Below are 17,017 nucleotides of genomic sequence, written 5' to 3' on the forward strand. Positions count from 1 at the left end.
ATCGAGAGGTACACCCTGGTGGCTCAGGCCTCCGCGGCACAGCAGCGCCCCGGCACCACCAAGACCCTGCTCAAGGGCATCGACGGCGCCGGCACCGTCCGCCGAACCGTCCTCCCCGGCGGCCTGCGGGTCGTCACCGAGACCCTGCCGACCGTCCGCTCCGCGACCTTCGGCATCTGGGTCGGCGTCGGCTCCCGCGACGAGACGCCCGTCCTCAACGGCGCCACCCACTACCTGGAGCACCTGCTCTTCAAGGGCACCGCCCGGCGCAGCGCCCTCGAGATCTCCGCGGCCCTGGACGCCGTCGGCGGCGAGATGAACGCCTTCACCGCCAAGGAGAACACCTGCTACTACGCGCGGGTGCTCGACACCGACCTGCCGCTCGCCATCGACGTGGTCTGCGACATGCTCACCGGCTCGCTGGTCCGCCCCGAGGACGTCGACGCCGAGCGCGGCGTCATCCTCGAGGAGATGGCCATGGCCGAGGACGACCCCGGCGACGTCGTCCACGACCTCTTCGCCAAGGTGATCTACGGCGACGGCCCGCTCGGCCGTCCGATCCTCGGCACCGAGGAGACCGTCACCAACCTCACCCGCGACCAGATCGCCGGCTTCTACAAGCGCCGCTACAAGCCCGAGCACCTGGTCGTCGCCGCCGCCGGCAACCTCGACCACCGCAAGGTCGTCAAGCTCGTCGAGGAGGCGTTCGCGCCCGTCCTCGCCCGCTCCACCGGCCACCCCGCCGACGTCCGCCGCGGCGTCAAGGCGCTGCGCACCGCCGGCCGCACCGAGGTCCTCAACCGGCCCACCGAGCAGGCCCACCTCGTCCTCGGCGTCCCCGGCGTCCCCCGCCACGACGAGCGCCGCTGGGCGATGGGGGTCCTCAACGCCGCCCTCGGCGGCGGCATGAGCTCCCGGCTCTTCCAGGAGGTCCGGGAGAAGCGCGGCCTCGCCTACTCCGTCTACTCCTACTCCTCCTCCTACGCCGACAGCGGCATCTTCGGCATCTACGCCGGCTGCCAGCCCAAGCGGGTCGAGGAGGTGCTGTCCATCTGCCGCCGGGAGCTCGCCAAGGTCGTCGCCGACGGCATCACCGAGGAGGAGCTCCAGCGCGCCATCGGCCAGATCTCCGGCTCCACCGTGCTCGGCATGGAGGACACCGGCTCGCTGATGAACCGCATCGGCAAGGCCGAGCTCTGCTACGGCACCCACCTCTCGGTGGACGACATGCTGGCGAAGATAGCGGCGGTGACCCTGGACGACGTCCGGGCGGTCGCCCGTGATGTGCTGGGGGCCCACCGTCCGTCGCTCGCCCTGATCGGTCCGATCAACGCCAAGCGGGCGGCGGCCGTGGCCGAGCTGCTCGCCCAGGAGGAAACCGCATGACACTGCGCGTCGCCGTGATCGGCGCCAAGGGACGGATCGGCTCCGAGGCCGTCAAGGCCGTCGACGCCGCCCCCGACATGGAGCTGGTCGCGGCCCTCGGCCGCGGCTCCGACCTCACCGAGCTGACCGACGCCGGTGTCCAGGTCGTCGTCGAGCTCACCCATCCCGACGCGGTCATGGGGAACCTCGACTTCGCCCTGCACCACGGCATCCACGTGGTCACCGGCACCACCGGCTGGACCGACGAGCGCCTGGCCACCGTCGGCGGCTGGCTCGCCGAGAGCCCCGACACCGGCCTGCTCATCGCACCGAACTTCTCCATCGGCGCCGTCCTCGGCATGCAGTTCGCCCAGAAGGCCGCCCAGTACTTCGAGTCCGTCGAGGTCGTCGAGCTCCACCACGACCGCAAGGCCGACGCCCCCAGCGGCACCGCCACCCGCACCGCGCAGCTCATCGCCGCCGCCCGCAAGGACGCCGGCCGCGCCCCGCAGCAGGACCCCACCACCCACGAGCTGCCCGGCGCCCGCGGCGCCGACGTGGACGGCGTCCCCGTGCACGCCGTCCGGCTGCGCGGCCTGCTCGCCCACCAGGAGATCCTCTTCGGCGACACCGGCGAGACCCTCACCATCCGCCACGACTCGCTGCACCACAGCTGCTTCATGCCGGGCATCCTGCTCGGCGTCCGCAAGGTCGTGGACACCCCCGGACTCACCTTCGGCCTCGAACACTTCCTGGACCTGTGAGCCCCGCATGACCTCCCGCACCGGCTTCTTCCTGCTCGCCGCCGCCCTGGTCGTGGTCTCCCTGCTCTGCGTGGGGGAGGGCGTCCAACTCGTCGCCACCGGCAAGCCGCTCGGCATCGGCCTCGGCCTCTGCGCCTTCGTCGTCCCCCCGATCGGCATCTGGTTCCTGCGCCAGACCATCCGCTTCGGACGGGCCAGCGAGCAACTCGCCCGCGAGCTGGAGGCCGAGGGCGGCCTGCCCGTCGACGAACTCCGCCGCACCACGGGCGGCCGGATCGACCGGGCCTCCGCCGACGAGGTCTTCGCCCGCCGCAAGGCCGAGGCGGAGGCCGCCCCGCACGACTGGCGGGTCTTCTTCCGCCTCGCCGTGGCCTACGCCGACGCCGGCGACACCCCGCGCGCCCGCAAGGCCATGCAGCACGCCATCAAGCTGCACAGCACCACCACCGAAACGAGGAGCACCGCGTGAGCGACGACCTGGCCCCCACCTTCCGCAGCGATGTCACGGTGGAACTCGTCCGCAGCGCCGCCACCGACACCGACGTCCTGTGGGCCGCCCGCGTGTCCACCAAGGGCGAGCAGTCCCTGGAGACGATCGGCGAGGACCCGGAGAAGTCCAAGGGCCTGATCAACTTCCTGATGCGGGACCGCCACGGCACCCCCTTCGAGCACAACTCGATGACCTTCTTCATCAGCGCGCCGATCTTCGTCTTCCGCGAGTTCCACCGGCACCGCAGCGGCTGGTCCTACAACGAGGAGTCCGGCCGCTACCGCGAGCTGCAGCCGGTCTTCTACGTCCCCGGCCCGGACCGCCGCCTCGTCCAGCAGGGCAAGCCCGGCCGGTACGAGTTCGTCGAGGGCACCGTCGAGCAGCACAAGGTCACCACCGAGGCCATGGAGGAGTCCTACCGATCCTCCTACCGCGCCTATCAGGAGATGCTCGCCGCCGGCGTCGCCCGCGAGGTCGCCCGCGCGGTGCTCCCGGTCGGCCTGTTCTCCTCGATGTACGCCACCTGCAACGCCCGGTCGCTCATGCACTTCCTGTCGCTGCGCACCAAGAACGAGCACGCCACCGTGCCGTCCTTCCCGCAGCGGGAGATCGAGATGGTCGCCGAGCAGATGGAGGAGCTCTGGGGGCAGCTGATGCCGCTCACCCGTGCGGCCTTCGACGCACACGGCCGAGTCGCCCCCTGACCTGCGAAGACGGGCATCCGGGCGGCCCGCCCGGCATGTCCGGATTGCAGCGGTTCCGCCCGCTCCCTACGCTCGGAGCACGGATTCCGGTGCTGCCCGAACCCCCGAGCGGGCAGCACCGGAATCCCATGCTCCGACCCCCACGGCCCGCCGCCGACCTCGCACGATTCTGTCCGAACCGTGGACCGGCGTGACCGCCCCCCAGTGGCCTACGAGTAGTTTTGGACGCATGGCTCCGACCTCCACCCCCCAGACGCCCTTCGGCCGGGTCCTGACCGCGATGGTCACCCCGTTCACCGCCGACGGCGGGCTCGACCTCGACGGCGCCCAGCGCCTCGCCGCCCACCTCGTGGACGCAGGCAACGACGGCCTCGTCCTCAACGGCACCACCGGTGAGTCGCCGACCACCAGCGACGCCGAGAAGGCCCAGCTGGTCCGCGCCGTGGTGGAGGCCGTCGGGGACCGCGCGCACATCGTGGCGGGCGTCGGCACCAACGACACCCACCACAGCGTCGAGCTCGCCCGCCAGGCCGAGCAGGCCGGCGCCCACGGCCTGCTCGCGGTCACGCCGTACTACAGCAAGCCCCCGCAGGAGGGCCTGTACCGGCACACCACGGCCATCGCGGACGCCTCCGAGCTGCCCGTCATGCTCTACGACATCCCGGGCCGCAGCGGGGTCGCCCTGAGCCACGAGACGCTCGTCCGGCTCGGCGAGCACCCCCGCATCGTCGCCAACAAGGACGCCAAGGGCGACGTCGGCGCCGCCTCCTGGGCGATCGCCCGCTCCGACCTCGCCTGGTACTCCGGCGACGACATCCTGACCCTGCCGCTGCTCTCGGTCGGCGCCGTCGGCGTGGTCAGCGTCGTCAGCCACGTGGTCACGCCCGAGCTCAAGGCCATGATCGAGGCCTTCACCGCCGGCGACACCGCCAAGGCCACCGCCGTCCACCAGTCCCTGCTGCCGGTCTTCACCGGCATCTTCCGCACCCAGGGCGTCATCCTCAGCAAGGCCGCGCTCACCCTGCAGGGCCACCCTGCGGGCCCGCTGCGCCTCCCGCTGGTCTCCGCCACCACGGAGGAGATTGCGCAACTGAAGCAGGATCTGGCCGCCGGCGGGGTACACCTCTAACAGACACAGACGTGCGCGCCCCGGCTCGCCGGGCCCCCGAGGGCCTGCCGCTGGACCGGACCGAAGGCGCGGAGGCACCTGATACGTAGGAAGCCAACGATGGACGCACGCCATATGTCGCCGGACGATCCCGGGCATGTGGCGTGCGTCGTGAGGAGAGTCTTTTGAGCCACCCGCATCCCGAACTCGGCGCACCTCCCGCACTCAAGGAGGGCGCTCTCCGCATCACCCCGCTCGGCGGCCTCGGCGAGATCGGCCGCAACATGACGGTCTTCGAGTACGGGGACCGCATCCTGATCGTCGATTGCGGCGTCCTCTTCCCCGAGGACGAGCAGCCCGGCGTCGACCTGATCCTCCCGGACTTCACCTACATCCGGGACCGCCTCGACAAGGTCGACGGCATCGTCCTGACCCACGGGCACGAGGACCACATCGGCGCCGTCCCGTACCTGCTGCGGGAGAACCCGGACATCCCGCTGATCGGCTCGAAGCTCACCCTCGCGCTCATCGAGGCCAAGCTCGCCGAGCACCGGATCCGCCCGTACGTCCTGGAGGTGAAGGAGGGCGAGCGCGAGCGCATCGGCCCCTTCGACTGCGAGTTCATCGCCGTCAACCACTCCATCCCGGACGCCCTGGCCGTCGCCGTCCGCACCCCGGCCGGCATGGTCGTCGCCACCGGCGACTTCAAGATGGACCAGCTGCCGCTGGACGGCCGCCTGACCGACCTCCCGGCCTTCGCCAAGCTGGCCGAGGAGGGCATGGACCTGCTGCTGGTGGACTCCACCAACGCCGAGGTCCCCGGCTTCATCCCGCACGAGCGGGACATCTCCGCGGCGCTGCGCAACGTCTTCGCGAACGCCAACCGCCGCATCATCGTGGCCTCCTTCGCCAGCCACGTGCACCGCATCCAGCAGGTGCTGGACGCCGCGCACGAGTACGGCCGCAAGGTGGCCTTCGTCGGCCGCTCGATGGTCCGCAACATGGGCATCGCCCGGGACCTCGGCTACCTGAAGGTCCCCGGCAACCTGGTCGTCGACGTGAAGACCCTGGACGACCTGCCGGACGACAAGGTCGTGCTGATCTGCACCGGTTCGCAGGGCGAACCGATGGCCGCGCTCTCGCGGATGGCCAACCGGGAGCACCAGATCCGCATCGTCGAGGGCGACACCGTGGTGCTCGCCTCCTCGCTGATCCCGGGCAACGAGAACGCCGTGTACCGGGTGATCAACGGCCTGACCCGCTGGGGCGCCAAGGTCGTCCACAAGGGCAACGCCAAGGTGCACGTCTCCGGCCACGCCTCGGCCGGTGAACTGCTGTACTTCTTCAACATCTGCCGGCCGCGCAACCTGATGCCGGTGCACGGCGAGTGGCGTCACCTGCGGGCCGCGGCCGACCTCGGCATCCTCACCGGCGTGCCGAAGGACCGGGTCGTCATCGCCGAGGACGGCGTCTGCGTCGACCTGGAGAACGGCGTCGCCCGGATCGTCGGCAAGGTCCAGGCCGGGTACGTCTACGTCGACGGCTCCTCGGTCGGCGACATCACCGAGGCCTCCCTGAAGGACCGCCGCATCCTCGGCGAGGAGGGCTTCATCTCCGTCTTCGTCGTGGTCGACTCCACCAACGGCAAGATCGTCAGTGGCCCGACCATCCAGGCCCGCGGCTCCGGCATCGACGACAGTGCGTTCGTGCCGGTCGTCGCGAAGCTGGAGGAGGCGCTCACCCGCTCGGCGGGCGACGGCGTGCTGGAGATCCGTCAGGTGCAGCAGCTGGTGCGCCGCACGATCGGCAAGTGGGTGGCGGACAACTACCGCCGCCGGCCGATGATCCTCCCGGTCGTGGTCGAGGTCTGAGACCCGACCGGCCAGGTTTGACGTGGGGCGACCCGGGGCGTAATGTTCTCCGGGTTGCCCCACTGCCGGACGGCACCGCTCGAATTCAGTTCGAGGCGGTAAATCCGGTGAAAGAACTCTGATAGAGTTCGGGAGCGCCGAAAGGCGAAAGCCAATCCGATGAAACAGACTCCGGAAAACGGAGCGGAAAACATCTGATAAGCTGGAAACACGAAAGAGCGAAACGCCCGGAGGGTCCGCTGGAAGGCGGTCCGAAGGAAGTGTCCGTTCCTTGAGAACTCAACAGCGTGCCAAAAGTCAACGCCAGATATGTTGACATCCCCGGCCGGTCGGGCAATCGATCGGTTGGAGATTCCTTTTGAAATAACACAGCGAGGACGCAGTGCGCGGGGCCGCCTATTCCGGTGGTCGCCGTGCCGCTCAACGCGAGTGTGCACCCGATGACGGGTAATCATTCACGGAGAGTTTGATCCTGGCTCAGGACGAACGCTGGCGGCGTGCTTAACACATGCAAGTCGAACGGTGAAGCCCTTCGGGGTGGATCAGTGGCGAACGGGTGAGTAACACGTGGGCAATCTGCCCTGCACTCTGGGACAAGCCCTGGAAACGGGGTCTAATACCGGATACGACCTTCCTCTGCATGGGGGTTGGTGGAAAGCTCCGGCGGTGCAGGATGAGCCCGCGGCCTATCAGCTTGTTGGTGGGGTAATGGCCTACCAAGGCGACGACGGGTAGCCGGCCTGAGAGGGCGACCGGCCACACTGGGACTGAGACACGGCCCAGACTCCTACGGGAGGCAGCAGTGGGGAATATTGCACAATGGGCGAAAGCCTGATGCAGCGACGCCGCGTGAGGGATGACGGCCTTCGGGTTGTAAACCTCTTTCAGCAGGGAAGAAGCGCAAGTGACGGTACCTGCAGAAGAAGCACCGGCTAACTACGTGCCAGCAGCCGCGGTAATACGTAGGGTGCGAGCGTTGTCCGGAATTATTGGGCGTAAAGAGCTCGTAGGCGGCCTGTCGCGTCGGATGTGAAAGCCCGGGGCTTAACCCCGGGTCTGCATTCGATACGGGCAGGCTAGAGTGTGGTAGGGGAGATCGGAATTCCTGGTGTAGCGGTGAAATGCGCAGATATCAGGAGGAACACCGGTGGCGAAGGCGGATCTCTGGGCCATTACTGACGCTGAGGAGCGAAAGCGTGGGGAGCGAACAGGATTAGATACCCTGGTAGTCCACGCCGTAAACGTTGGGAACTAGGTGTTGGCGACATTCCACGTCGTCGGTGCCGCAGCTAACGCATTAAGTTCCCCGCCTGGGGAGTACGGCCGCAAGGCTAAAACTCAAAGGAATTGACGGGGGCCCGCACAAGCAGCGGAGCATGTGGCTTAATTCGACGCAACGCGAAGAACCTTACCAAGGCTTGACATACACCGGAAACTGGTAGAGATATCAGCCCCCTTGTGGTCGGTGTACAGGTGGTGCATGGTTGTCGTCAGCTCGTGTCGTGAGATGTTGGGTTAAGTCCCGCAACGAGCGCAACCCTTGTTCTGTGTTGCCAGCGAGTAATGTCGGGGACTCACAGGAGACTGCCGGGGTCAACTCGGAGGAAGGTGGGGACGACGTCAAATCATCATGCCCCTTATGTCTTGGGCTGCACACGTGCTACAATGGCCGGTACAAAGGGCTGCGATGCCGTGAGGCGGAGCGAATCCCAAAAAGCCGGTCTCAGTTCGGATTGGGGTCTGCAACTCGACCCCATGAAGTTGGAGTTGCTAGTAATCGCAGATCAGCATGCTGCGGTGAATACGTTCCCGGGCCTTGTACACACCGCCCGTCACGTCACGAAAGTCGGTAACACCCGAAGCCGGTGGCCTAACCCTTGGGAGGGAGCCGTCGAAGGTGGGACCAGCGATTGGGACGAAGTCGTAACAAGGTAGCCGTACCGGAAGGTGCGGCTGGATCACCTCCTTTCTAAGGAGCGCACAGCAGCTTCGGACGAGTGTTCCGGAGTGCTAGCTCATGGGTGGAACGTTGACTATTCGGCACGGACAGAGTCATGGACGCTAGTACTGCTTCGGCGTGGAACGCGTGATGTGAACTGTTCGGGTCGGGCACGCTGTTGGGTCCTGAGGGAACGAAGGTTTCCTCGTGGATGCCGGCTCCACTTGATGCACTCTCGGGTGTGGATGGTGGGTGTCTGGTCGTTGTTTGAGAACTGCACAGTGGACGCGAGCATCTGTGGCCAAGTTTTTAAGGGCGCACGGTGGATGCCTTGGCACCAGGAACCGATGAAGGACGTGGGAGGCCGCGATAGGCCCCGGGGAGCTGTCAACCGAGCTTTGATCCGGGGGTGTCCGAATGGGGAAACCCGGCAGTCGTCATGGGCTGTCACCCTTACCTGAACACATAGGGTAAGTGGAGGGAACGCGGGGAAGTGAAACATCTCAGTACCCGCAGGAAGAGAAAACAACCGTGATTCCGGGAGTAGTGGCGAGCGAAACCGGATGAGGCTAAACCTTGAGCGTGTGAGACCCGGCAGGGGTTGCGCTCGGGGGGTTGTGGGAATGAGCTTGATCGGTCTGCCGGCCGGTCGGCGAGTCAGAAACCGTTGGTGTAGTCGAAGGACATGCGAAAGGTCCGGCGTAGAGGGTAAGACCCCCGTAGACGAAACATCAGCGGCTTGCTTGCTCATCTCCCAAGTAGCACGGGGCCCGAGAAATCCCGTGTGAATCTGGCGGGACCACCCGCTAAGCCTAAATATTCCCTGGTGACCGATAGCGGATAGTACCGTGAGGGAATGGTGAAAAGTACCGCGGGAGCGGAGTGAAATAGTACCTGAAACCGTGTGCCTACAAGCCGTGGGGGCAGTCTTCGGACTGTGACTGCGTGCCTTTTGAAGAATGAGCCTGCGAGTTTGCGGTGTGTAGCGAGGTTAACCCGTGTGGGGTAGCCGTAGCGAAAGCGAGTCCGAATAGGGCGTTTGAGTTGCATGCCCAAGACCCGAAGCGGAGTGATCTAGCCATGGGCAGGTTGAAGCGCGGGTAAGACCGTGTGGAGGACCGAACCCACCAGGGTTGAAAACCTGGGGGATGACCTGTGGTTAGGGGTGAAAGGCCAATCAAACTCCGTGATAGCTGGTTCTCCCCGAAATGCATTTAGGTGCAGCGTCGCGTGTTTCTTGCCGGAGGTAGAGCACTGGATAGGCGATGGGCCTCACCGGGTTACTGACCTTAGCCAAACTCCGAATGCCGGTAAGTGAGAGCGCGGCAGTGAGACTGTGGGGGATAAGCTCCATGGTCGAGAGGGAAACAGCCCAGAACACCGACTAAGGTCCCTAAGCGTGTGCTAAGTGGGAAAGGATGTGGAGTCGCAGAGACAACCAGGAGGTTGGCTTAGAAGCAGCCACCCTTGAAAGAGTGCGTAATAGCTCACTGGTCAAGTGATTCCGCGCCGACAATGTAGCGGGGCTCAAGCACATCACCGAAGTCGTGTCATTGCAGCAATACTCCCAACGGAGGCTGTGATGGGTAGGGGAGCGTCGTGTGCCGGGTGAAGCGGCCGAGGAATCGAGTCGTGGACGGTTCACGAGTGAGAATGCAGGCATGAGTAGCGATACAAGAGTGGGAAACTCTTGCGCCGATTGACCAAGGGTTCCTGGGTCAAGCTGATCTGCCCAGGGTAAGTCGGGACCTAAGGCGAGGCCGACAGGCGTAGTCGATGGACAACGGGTTGATATTCCCGTACCCGCTTTGAAGCGCCAACGCTGAACCCTCTGATGCTAAGCCCGTGAAGCCGCCTCGGATCCTTCGGGTGAAGGGGAGTGGTGGAGCCGGTGGCCCAAGGTGGTAGTAGGTGAGCGATGGGGTGACGCAGGAAGGTAGTCCAGCCCGGGCGGTGGTTGTCCCGGGGTAAGGGTGTAGGCCGAGTGATAGGCAAATCCGTCACTCATTGAGGCTGAGACCTGATGCCGAGCCGATTGTGGTGAAGTGGATGATCCTATGCTGTCGAGAAAAGCCTCTAGCGAGTTTCATGGCGGCCCGTACCCCAAACCGACTCAGGTGGTCAGGTAGAGAATACCGAGGCGTTCGGGTGAACTGTGGTTAAGGAACTCGGCAAAATGCCCCCGTAACTTCGGGAGAAGGGGGGCCAGCCCTGGTGAAGAGTCTTGCACTCCGAGCTGGGGGTGGCCGCAGAGACCAGCGAGAAGCGACTGTTTACTAAAAACACAGGTCCGTGCGAAGCCGTAAGGCGATGTATACGGACTGACGCCTGCCCGGTGCTGGAACGTTAAGGGGACCGGTTAGTCCGATTTCGGTCGGGCGAAGCTGAGAACTTAAGCGCCAGTAAACGGCGGTGGTAACTATAACCATCCTAAGGTAGCGAAATTCCTTGTCGGGTAAGTTCCGACCTGCACGAATGGCGTAACGACTTCTCGACTGTCTCAACCACAGGCCCGGTGAAATTGCATTACGAGTAAAGATGCTCGTTTCGCGCAGCAGGACGGAAAGACCCCGGGACCTTTACTATAGCTTGATATTGGTGTTCGGTTCGGCTTGTGTAGGATAGGTGGGAGACTGTGAAGCAGCAACGCCAGTTGTTGTGGAGTCGCCGTTGAAATACCACTCTGGTCGTGCTGGATGTCTAACCTGGGTCCGTGATCCGGATCAGGGACAGTGTCTGGTGGGTAGTTTAACTGGGGCGGTTGCCTCCTAAAGGGTAACGGAGGCGCCCAAAGGTTCCCTCAGCCTGGTTGGCAATCAGGTGTTGAGTGTAAGTGCACAAGGGAGCTTGACTGTGAGACTGACGGGTCGAGCAGGTACGAAAGTAGGGACTAGTGATCCGGCGGTGGCTTGTGGAAGCGCCGTCGCTCAACGGATAAAAGGTACCCCGGGGATAACAGGCTGATCTTCCCCAAGAGTCCATATCGACGGGATGGTTTGGCACCTCGATGTCGGCTCGTCGCATCCTGGGGCTGGAGTAGGTCCCAAGGGTTGGGCTGTTCGCCCATTAAAGCGGTACGCGAGCTGGGTTTAGAACGTCGTGAGACAGTTCGGTCCCTATCCGCTGTGCGCGTAGGAGTGTTGAGAAGGGCTGTCCCTAGTACGAGAGGACCGGGACGGACGAACCTCTGGTGTGCCAGTTGTCCTGCCAAGGGCATGGCTGGTTGGCTACGTTCGGGAGGGATAACCGCTGAAAGCATCTAAGCGGGAAGCCTGCTTCGAGATGAGCACTCCCACCTCCTTGAGAGGGTAAGGCTCCCAGTAGACGACTGGGTTGATAGGCCGGATATGGAAGCCCAGTAATGGGTGGAGTTGACCGGTACTAATAGGCCGAGGGCTTGTCCTCAGTTGCTCGCGTCCACTGTGTTGGTTCTGAAACCACGAACAGGCCATGTCTGTGTCGGAGAGTTTCATAGTGTTTCGGTGGTCATAGCGCGAGGGAAACGCCCGGTTACATTCCGAACCCGGAAGCTAAGCCTCGTAGCGCCGATGGTACTGCAGGGGGGACCCTGTGGGAGAGTAGGACGCCGCCGAACAATTCTTCAGAGAAGCCCCGCCCGGGGACACCGGGCGGGGCTTCTCGCATGTCCGGACCCGGTTCCCCGGCCGGCGTGTGTCGACGGTACGACAGGTTTCTTGCAGGCCTGGAACATTCGTTGACCCGGGAACGGGCCGGCTGGAACGCTGAGAGCGTGAGCCAAGCCGAGAGCCTCGTAGGGCGCCTGCACGTCGATCTCCGACGTCACGCCAGCGCCATCTGTGCCGCCTGCCGTTGACGGGCAGGCCTGCCACCGCGCCATGACGGCGCGCGCCGCCTCTGCCGGCCTCACCTGAGCCTCCCCCCGCCTTCCGGCGGACCAGGGCTCCGCTCTCCCGACCGCCCCTGCGGCCTTCGCGTCGACCGCGGTCGTTCACCTCACCTCGCACGTTCTGCGTCACCGCTCTCCCCAGGCGGGTTCCCGCATGCCGTCCGGCCGCTGCCGGCTCCGTGTCGTCCGTCTCCGGGGGTGGGGTGTGCCGCCCTTCCCGCAAAGGATCTCTGCCATGCCCGCCACCTCCCGTCGCCAGTTCCTCGCGCTCGCCGCCGTGGGGGTCGCCGCCGCTGCCTGCGGCCGGGCCACCGCCTCAGCCGGCTCCGGTTCCGAGACCAAGAAGCTCAGATACCAGGGCTGGGCCGGGCAGGTGACCCTTCCCGAACTCGCCGAGGACCTCGGCTACTTCGGTGATGTGAAGCTCGAGTGGGTCGGCAACACCATCAGCGGACCGCAGGACATCCAGTCCGCGGCGACCGGCCAGATCGACTTCGGCGGTGCGTTCAACGGCGCGGTCGTGAAGCTCATAGCGGCCGGCGCCCCGGTCAAGGCGGTCATCAGCTACTACGGCGTCGACGAGGGCGCGTACAACGGTTTCTACGTGCTGCAGGACAGTCCGATCCGCTCCGCCCGCGACCTGCTCGGCAAGAAGGTCGGGATGAACACCCTCGGTGCCCACAGCGAGGCCATCCTCGACATCTACCTGCAGCGCAACGGCCTCTCGCCGGCGGAGATCGCCAAGGTCGAGCCGATCGTAGTGCCGCCGGTCAACACCGACCAGTCCCTCCGCCAGAAGCAGATCGAGGTCGGCGTGCTGGGCGGCGTCCTGCGGGACAAGGCGCTGGCCGCGGGCGGCATCCGGCCGCTGTTCAGCGACTACGACCTGCTCGGCAAATTCAGCGCCGGGACGTACGTCATCACCAACCGCTTCCTCAAGCAGAACCCGAACACCGCGCGGACCTTCGTCACCGGCGTGGCCAAGGCGATCGAGTGGACCAGGACCACGCCGCGGGAGGAGGTCATCGCCCGCAGCGTCGAGATCGTGAAGAAGCGCGGTCGCAACGAGGACACCGCGGCACTGAAGTACTGGAAGTCCGCGGGTGTGGCGGAGACCGGCGGCCGGATCACCGACGAGGAGTTCAAGATCTGGATCGACTGGCTGGTGGAGCACGGCGACATCAAGGCCGGACAGGTGAAGCCCGCGGACCTCTACACCAACGAGTTCAACGGCTACCCCGCGGCCGCCAGCCCCTCCCCGAGCAGGAGCTGAGCGATGAGCGCCGACATCTCCTTCCGTTCCGTCAGCAAGGTGTTCCAGGTCCGGGGCGAGGGCGACTTCACGGCTGTGGACCGGGTGGACCTCGACATCGCCGCCGGTGAGTTCGCCGTGCTCGTCGGGCCGAGCGGCTGCGGCAAGTCCACCCTGCTCGACCTGCTGGGCGGCCTCACCGAGCCCACCTCGGGCGAGATCCTGCTGAACGGCCGCCCGGTGGCCGGACCCGGGCCCGACCGCTCCACCGTCTTTCAGCAGTACGCGCTGCTGCCGTGGCGCACGGCCCAGGGCAACGTCGAGTTCGGCCTGGAGTCGATCGGCGTGCCGAGACGCCAACGTGCCGCCCGCGCACGGGAGTACCTGGCGCTGGTGGGCCTCGACGGCTTCGAGGACCGGCACCCGCACGAGCTGTCCGGCGGCATGAAGCAGCGGGTCGCGATCGCCCGCAGCCTCGCCTACGACCCCGAAGTGCTGCTGATGGACGAGCCGTTCGCGGCGCTCGACGCCCAGACCCGGGAATCGCTGCAGGACGAGCTGCTGCGGATCTGGCAGCAGACCGGCAAGACCGTCCTCTTCATCACCCACGGCATCGAGGAGGCGGTCTACCTCGGCGGGCGGGTGGCCGTGCTCACCTCCCGCCCGGGCCGGGTGAAGCAGGTCGTCCCGATCGACCTCGGCGACCGGAGCGCCGCCCAGGACCTGCGCTCCAGCCCGGAGTTCGCCCGCTACCGGCACGAGATCTGGAGTCTGCTGCACGACGAGGTCAGCCGCGCCCAGCAGTTGGAGAGAGAGGTCAGCGCCGTATGAGCACCGACGTCCGCCCGTCCGCACCGCCCGTCCTCACCACGTCCAGGCCGCCCGCCGCCAAGGCGCCGGCCGCACAGCCCAGGGAGGGCAGGCGTACCGTGCGCCGACCGTCCCGGCTGCCCGGTCTGCTGCTGACCGGCCTCACCAAGACCGTCGCGATCGCCGTGCTGCTCGCGGCGTGGGAGGCCGCGCCGCAGCTGGACCTCGTCGACCCGACCTTCCTGCCGCCGTTCAGCGAGGTCGTGGACGCCTGGTTCGGCCTGCTGGACAGCGGCCAGCTCGCCACCAACACCCAGGCCAGCCTGACCCGTTCGCTCAGCGGCTTCGGCCTCGCGGTCGCCATCGGCGTGCCGCTGGGGCTGCTGATCGGCTGGTACCGGCCGATCGCCAACCTGCTCAGCCCGCTGCTCGAACTCTTCCGCAACACCGCCGCGTTGGCACTGCTGCCGGTGTTCGTGCTGATCCTCGGGATCGGGGAGACCTCCAAGATCTCCATCGTGCTCTACGCGTGCATCTGGCCCGTGCTGCTGAACACCATCAGCGCCGTCCGCACCGTCGACCCGACCCTGCTGCGGCTCGCCCGTTCACTGAACCTCTCGCCGTTCCGGCTCTTCCAGAAGGTGATCCTGCCGGCCTCCGTACCGACCGTGTTCACCGGAATCCGGCTGGCCGGCGCGGTCTCGATCCTCGTCCTCGTCGCGGCCGAGATGGTCGGCGCCAAGGCCGGGCTCGGCTACCTGATCAACGCCTCCCAGTTCAACTTCGCCATCCCGCAGATGTATGCGGGAATCGTCACCATCTCCGTGATCGGCGTGCTCTTCAACCAGCTGCTGGTCGCCCTGGAGCGCCACTTCACCGCCTGGCGCGCACCGGTGGGGAGCTGACGGATGGGCGGGCAGACACAGGAACTCACGGCGGACGTCCTGGTGGTGGGCGGTGGGCCGGCCGCCACCTGGGCAGCCCTCGACGCGGCCCGGGCCGGCGCCGACGTCGTCCTCGCCGACAAGGGCTACTGCGGCACCAGCGGCGCAACCGCCACCGGCGGCACCGGAGTCTGGTACGTGCAGCCCGACCCGGCCGCCCGGGAGGCCGCGATGGCCAGCAGGGAGGGGCTCGGCGGGTACCTCGCCGACCGCGGCTGGATGACACGCGTCCTCGACCGCACCTACGCCAACATCAACGAGCTGGCGGAGAGCGGCGGTTATCCCTTCCCGACCGCGCCGGACGGCCGTCAGCCGCGCAACGGACTGCAGGGCCCGGAGTACATGCGCCGGATGCGGATCAGGGCCCGCCGGGCCGGGGTGCGCATCCTCGACCACAGCCCCGTCACCGAACTCCTCACCGCGGCCGACGGATCGGTGGCCGGCGCGGCCGGCCACCGGCGGCAGGCCGGGCACCCCTACCGGGTGCGGGCCGGCGCGGTCGTCCTCGCCACCGGCGGCTGCGCCTTCCTCAGCGGCGCCCTCGGCACCGACACCGACACCGGCGACGGCGCGCTCTACGCGGCCGAAGCGGGCGCCGAACTCTCCGGCATGGAGTTCTCCAACGCCTACGGCATCGCGCCCGAGCACACCTCCGTCACCAAGACCGCCTTCTACTCCTTCGCCACCTTCTACCGGGAGGACGGCAGCGTGCTGGAGGGCGCCGCCAGCCAGGGCGGCCGCTCGGTGATCGCCCGGGAACTGCTCGGCGCCAAGGTGTACTGCACCCTCGACCGAGCCGACCCGGCCGACCGGCAGGCCATGCGGCTCGCCCAGCCGAACTTCTTCCTCACCTTCGACCGGCTCGGCATCGACCCGTTCACCCAGCGGTTCGCGATCACCCTGCTCGCCGAGGGCACCGTCCGCGGCACCGGCGGCATCCGGATCGCCGGCGAGGACTGCCGCACCACCGTGCCCGGCCTGTACGCGGCCGGCGACGCCGCCACCCGCGAGGAGATCTGCGGCGGCTTCACCGGCGGCGGCAGCCACAACGCGGCCTGGGCGATGTCCTCGGGCAGCTGGGCCGGCACCGGCGCCGCCCGGTACGCCCTCGGGCTCGGCCGCGCCGCCCACACCAGGGCCGTCCGGGCCGCGGGCGGAGCAGGACTGCGGCCGACCGGCCGCGGCGGCGTCGACCACCGCGAGGTGATCGCCGCCGTCCAGGGCGAAGTCCTGCCGTACGACAAGAACTACCTGCGGCACGGCGACACCCTCACCGCCTCGCTCCGGGTGCTCGACGACACCTGGCGGCAGCTGCGCTCCGGCCTGCGCGGCGACGGCCGCGACGCGATCCGCGCCCGGCAGGCCGCCGCACTCGCCGCCAACGCCCGCTGGATGTACCGCTCCGCGCTCGCCCGCACCGAGAGCCGCGGCATGGCCCGCCGACTCGACTTCCCCGAACAGGACCCCGCCCAGCACCACCGGATCGCCACCGGAGGCCTGGACGAGGTGTGGACCCGACCCGTGAAGGAGCCCGTGTGATCGAACTCGTCTCCGCCGCCCGCTGCATCGCCTGCGACAAGTGCATCAGGGTCTGTCCCACCGACGTATTCGACCGCGGCACGGACGGCATCCCCGTGATCGCACGGCAGGACGACTGCCAGACCTGCTTCCACTGCGAGGCCAACTGCCCCGTCGACGCCCTGTACGTCGACCCGCGCACCCGGCCGCAGCCCGTCCCGCACCACGAGGACGAGCTCGCCGACTCCGGACTCCTCGGCAGCTACCGGGCCCGCATCGGCTGGGGCCACGGCCGCACTCCCGGAGCCCTGCAGGCCATCGGCCCCGCCTTCGGGACCGCACCCATCACCTCCTGAACTCCCGACCCACGAACGAAGAGGAGCA

Annotated in this window: 12 protein-coding genes and 3 rRNA genes; all 15 read left to right on the plus strand. The window is 66.9% G+C overall.

All coding sequences use genetic code 11. The features are described 5' to 3' along the window. Positions 1-15 precede the first annotated feature (15 nt). The 15 genes from KSNIM_RS24710 to KSNIM_RS24775 all read left to right on the plus strand — a co-directional run bounded on the left by KSNIM_RS24710 (position 16) and on the right by KSNIM_RS24775 (position 16,989). The gene (locus KSNIM_RS24710) at positions 16-1,386 is read left to right on the plus strand and encodes a M16 family metallopeptidase (protein WP_411543884.1); all 1,371 of its coding nucleotides are present in this window, start codon (positions 16-18) and stop codon (positions 1,384-1,386) included. After that, positions 1,383-2,129 carry a 4-hydroxy-tetrahydrodipicolinate reductase gene (gene dapB / locus KSNIM_RS24715; protein ID WP_263105336.1) on the plus strand — a complete coding sequence of 249 codons (747 nt, stop codon included), beginning with the start codon at positions 1,383-1,385 and terminating at the stop codon, positions 2,127-2,129. The genes KSNIM_RS24710 and dapB overlap by 4 nt, the downstream gene beginning before the upstream one ends. A gap of 7 nt (positions 2,130-2,136) precedes the next feature. Beyond that, positions 2,137-2,598 carry a tetratricopeptide repeat protein gene (locus KSNIM_RS24720; protein WP_263105337.1) on the plus strand — a complete coding sequence of 154 codons (462 nt, stop codon included), beginning with the start codon at positions 2,137-2,139 and terminating at the stop codon, positions 2,596-2,598. After that, positions 2,595-3,323 (plus strand): FAD-dependent thymidylate synthase, encoded by a 729-nt coding sequence (gene thyX / locus KSNIM_RS24725; RefSeq protein WP_263105338.1) that lies wholly within the window; start codon positions 2,595-2,597, stop codon positions 3,321-3,323. The genes KSNIM_RS24720 and thyX overlap by 4 nt, the downstream gene beginning before the upstream one ends. A gap of 229 nt (positions 3,324-3,552) precedes the next feature. Continuing rightward, positions 3,553-4,452: a 4-hydroxy-tetrahydrodipicolinate synthase gene (gene dapA, locus KSNIM_RS24730; protein WP_263105339.1), complete on the plus strand. Its 900-nt coding sequence runs from the start codon at positions 3,553-3,555 to the stop codon at positions 4,450-4,452. Between the two features lie 164 nt (positions 4,453-4,616). Further along, positions 4,617-6,302 carry a ribonuclease J gene (locus KSNIM_RS24735; RefSeq protein WP_263105340.1) on the plus strand — a complete coding sequence of 562 codons (1,686 nt, stop codon included), beginning with the start codon at positions 4,617-4,619 and terminating at the stop codon, positions 6,300-6,302. A gap of 454 nt (positions 6,303-6,756) precedes the next feature. Beyond that, a 16S ribosomal RNA gene (locus KSNIM_RS24740) occupies positions 6,757-8,271 on the plus strand. 269 nt (positions 8,272-8,540) lie between these two features. Beyond that, positions 8,541-11,646 (plus strand): 23S ribosomal RNA (locus KSNIM_RS24745). 73 nt (positions 11,647-11,719) lie between these two features. Further along, positions 11,720-11,836 (plus strand): 5S ribosomal RNA (gene rrf / locus KSNIM_RS24750). The 16S, 23S and 5S rRNA genes sit together here, the layout of an rRNA operon. 48 nt (positions 11,837-11,884) lie before the next feature. After that, entirely contained in the window at positions 11,885-12,076 is a 192-nt protein-coding gene (locus tag KSNIM_RS39455; protein ID WP_411543768.1) for a putative leader peptide, read from the plus strand. 268 nt (positions 12,077-12,344) lie between these two features. After that, positions 12,345-13,382: an ABC transporter substrate-binding protein gene (locus KSNIM_RS24755; protein ID WP_263105341.1), complete on the plus strand. Its 1,038-nt coding sequence runs from the start codon at positions 12,345-12,347 to the stop codon at positions 13,380-13,382. Positions 13,383-13,385: 3 nt separating this feature from the next. Then, positions 13,386-14,192, plus strand: a complete 807-nt coding sequence (locus KSNIM_RS24760) for an ABC transporter ATP-binding protein (protein WP_263105342.1) — start codon at positions 13,386-13,388, stop codon at positions 14,190-14,192. Next, a complete protein-coding gene (locus KSNIM_RS24765) occupies positions 14,189-15,076 on the plus strand; it encodes an ABC transporter permease (protein ID WP_263105343.1) in 888 nt (295 codons plus the stop codon). The genes KSNIM_RS24760 and KSNIM_RS24765 overlap by 4 nt, the downstream gene beginning before the upstream one ends. A 3-nt stretch (positions 15,077-15,079) precedes the next feature. Beyond that, on the plus strand, positions 15,080-16,654 hold the full coding sequence (locus KSNIM_RS24770; RefSeq protein WP_263105344.1) for an FAD-binding protein: 1,575 nt from the start codon (positions 15,080-15,082) through the stop codon (positions 16,652-16,654). Next, the gene (locus KSNIM_RS24775; RefSeq protein WP_263105345.1) at positions 16,651-16,989 is read left to right on the plus strand and encodes a ferredoxin family protein; all 339 of its coding nucleotides are present in this window, start codon (positions 16,651-16,653) and stop codon (positions 16,987-16,989) included. The genes KSNIM_RS24770 and KSNIM_RS24775 overlap by 4 nt, the downstream gene beginning before the upstream one ends. Positions 16,990-17,017 lie beyond the last annotated feature (28 nt).

Origin of the sequence: Kitasatospora sp. DSM 101779 (assembly GCF_025655475.1) — a bacterium.
GTDB lineage: Bacteria > Actinomycetota > Actinomycetes > Streptomycetales > Streptomycetaceae > Kitasatospora.

Bases quoted from the DNA above. Each gene is read 5' to 3' on its own strand.
- dapB (WP_263105336.1), top strand. From the start codon at position 1,383: ATGACACTGCGCGTCGCCGTGATCGGCGCCAAGGGACGGATCGGCTCC.
- KSNIM_RS24720 (WP_263105337.1), top strand. From the start codon at position 2,137: ATGACCTCCCGCACCGGCTTCTTCCTGCTCGCCGCCGCCCTGGTCGTG.
- dapA (WP_263105339.1), top strand. From the start codon at position 3,553: ATGGCTCCGACCTCCACCCCCCAGACGCCCTTCGGCCGGGTCCTGACC.
- KSNIM_RS39455 (WP_411543768.1), top strand. From the start codon at position 11,885: ATGTCCGGACCCGGTTCCCCGGCCGGCGTGTGTCGACGGTACGACAGG.
- KSNIM_RS24755 (WP_263105341.1), top strand. From the start codon at position 12,345: ATGCCCGCCACCTCCCGTCGCCAGTTCCTCGCGCTCGCCGCCGTGGGG.
- KSNIM_RS24760 (WP_263105342.1), top strand. From the start codon at position 13,386: ATGAGCGCCGACATCTCCTTCCGTTCCGTCAGCAAGGTGTTCCAGGTC.
- KSNIM_RS24765 (WP_263105343.1), top strand. From the start codon at position 14,189: ATGAGCACCGACGTCCGCCCGTCCGCACCGCCCGTCCTCACCACGTCC.
- KSNIM_RS24770 (WP_263105344.1), top strand. From the start codon at position 15,080: ATGGGCGGGCAGACACAGGAACTCACGGCGGACGTCCTGGTGGTGGGC.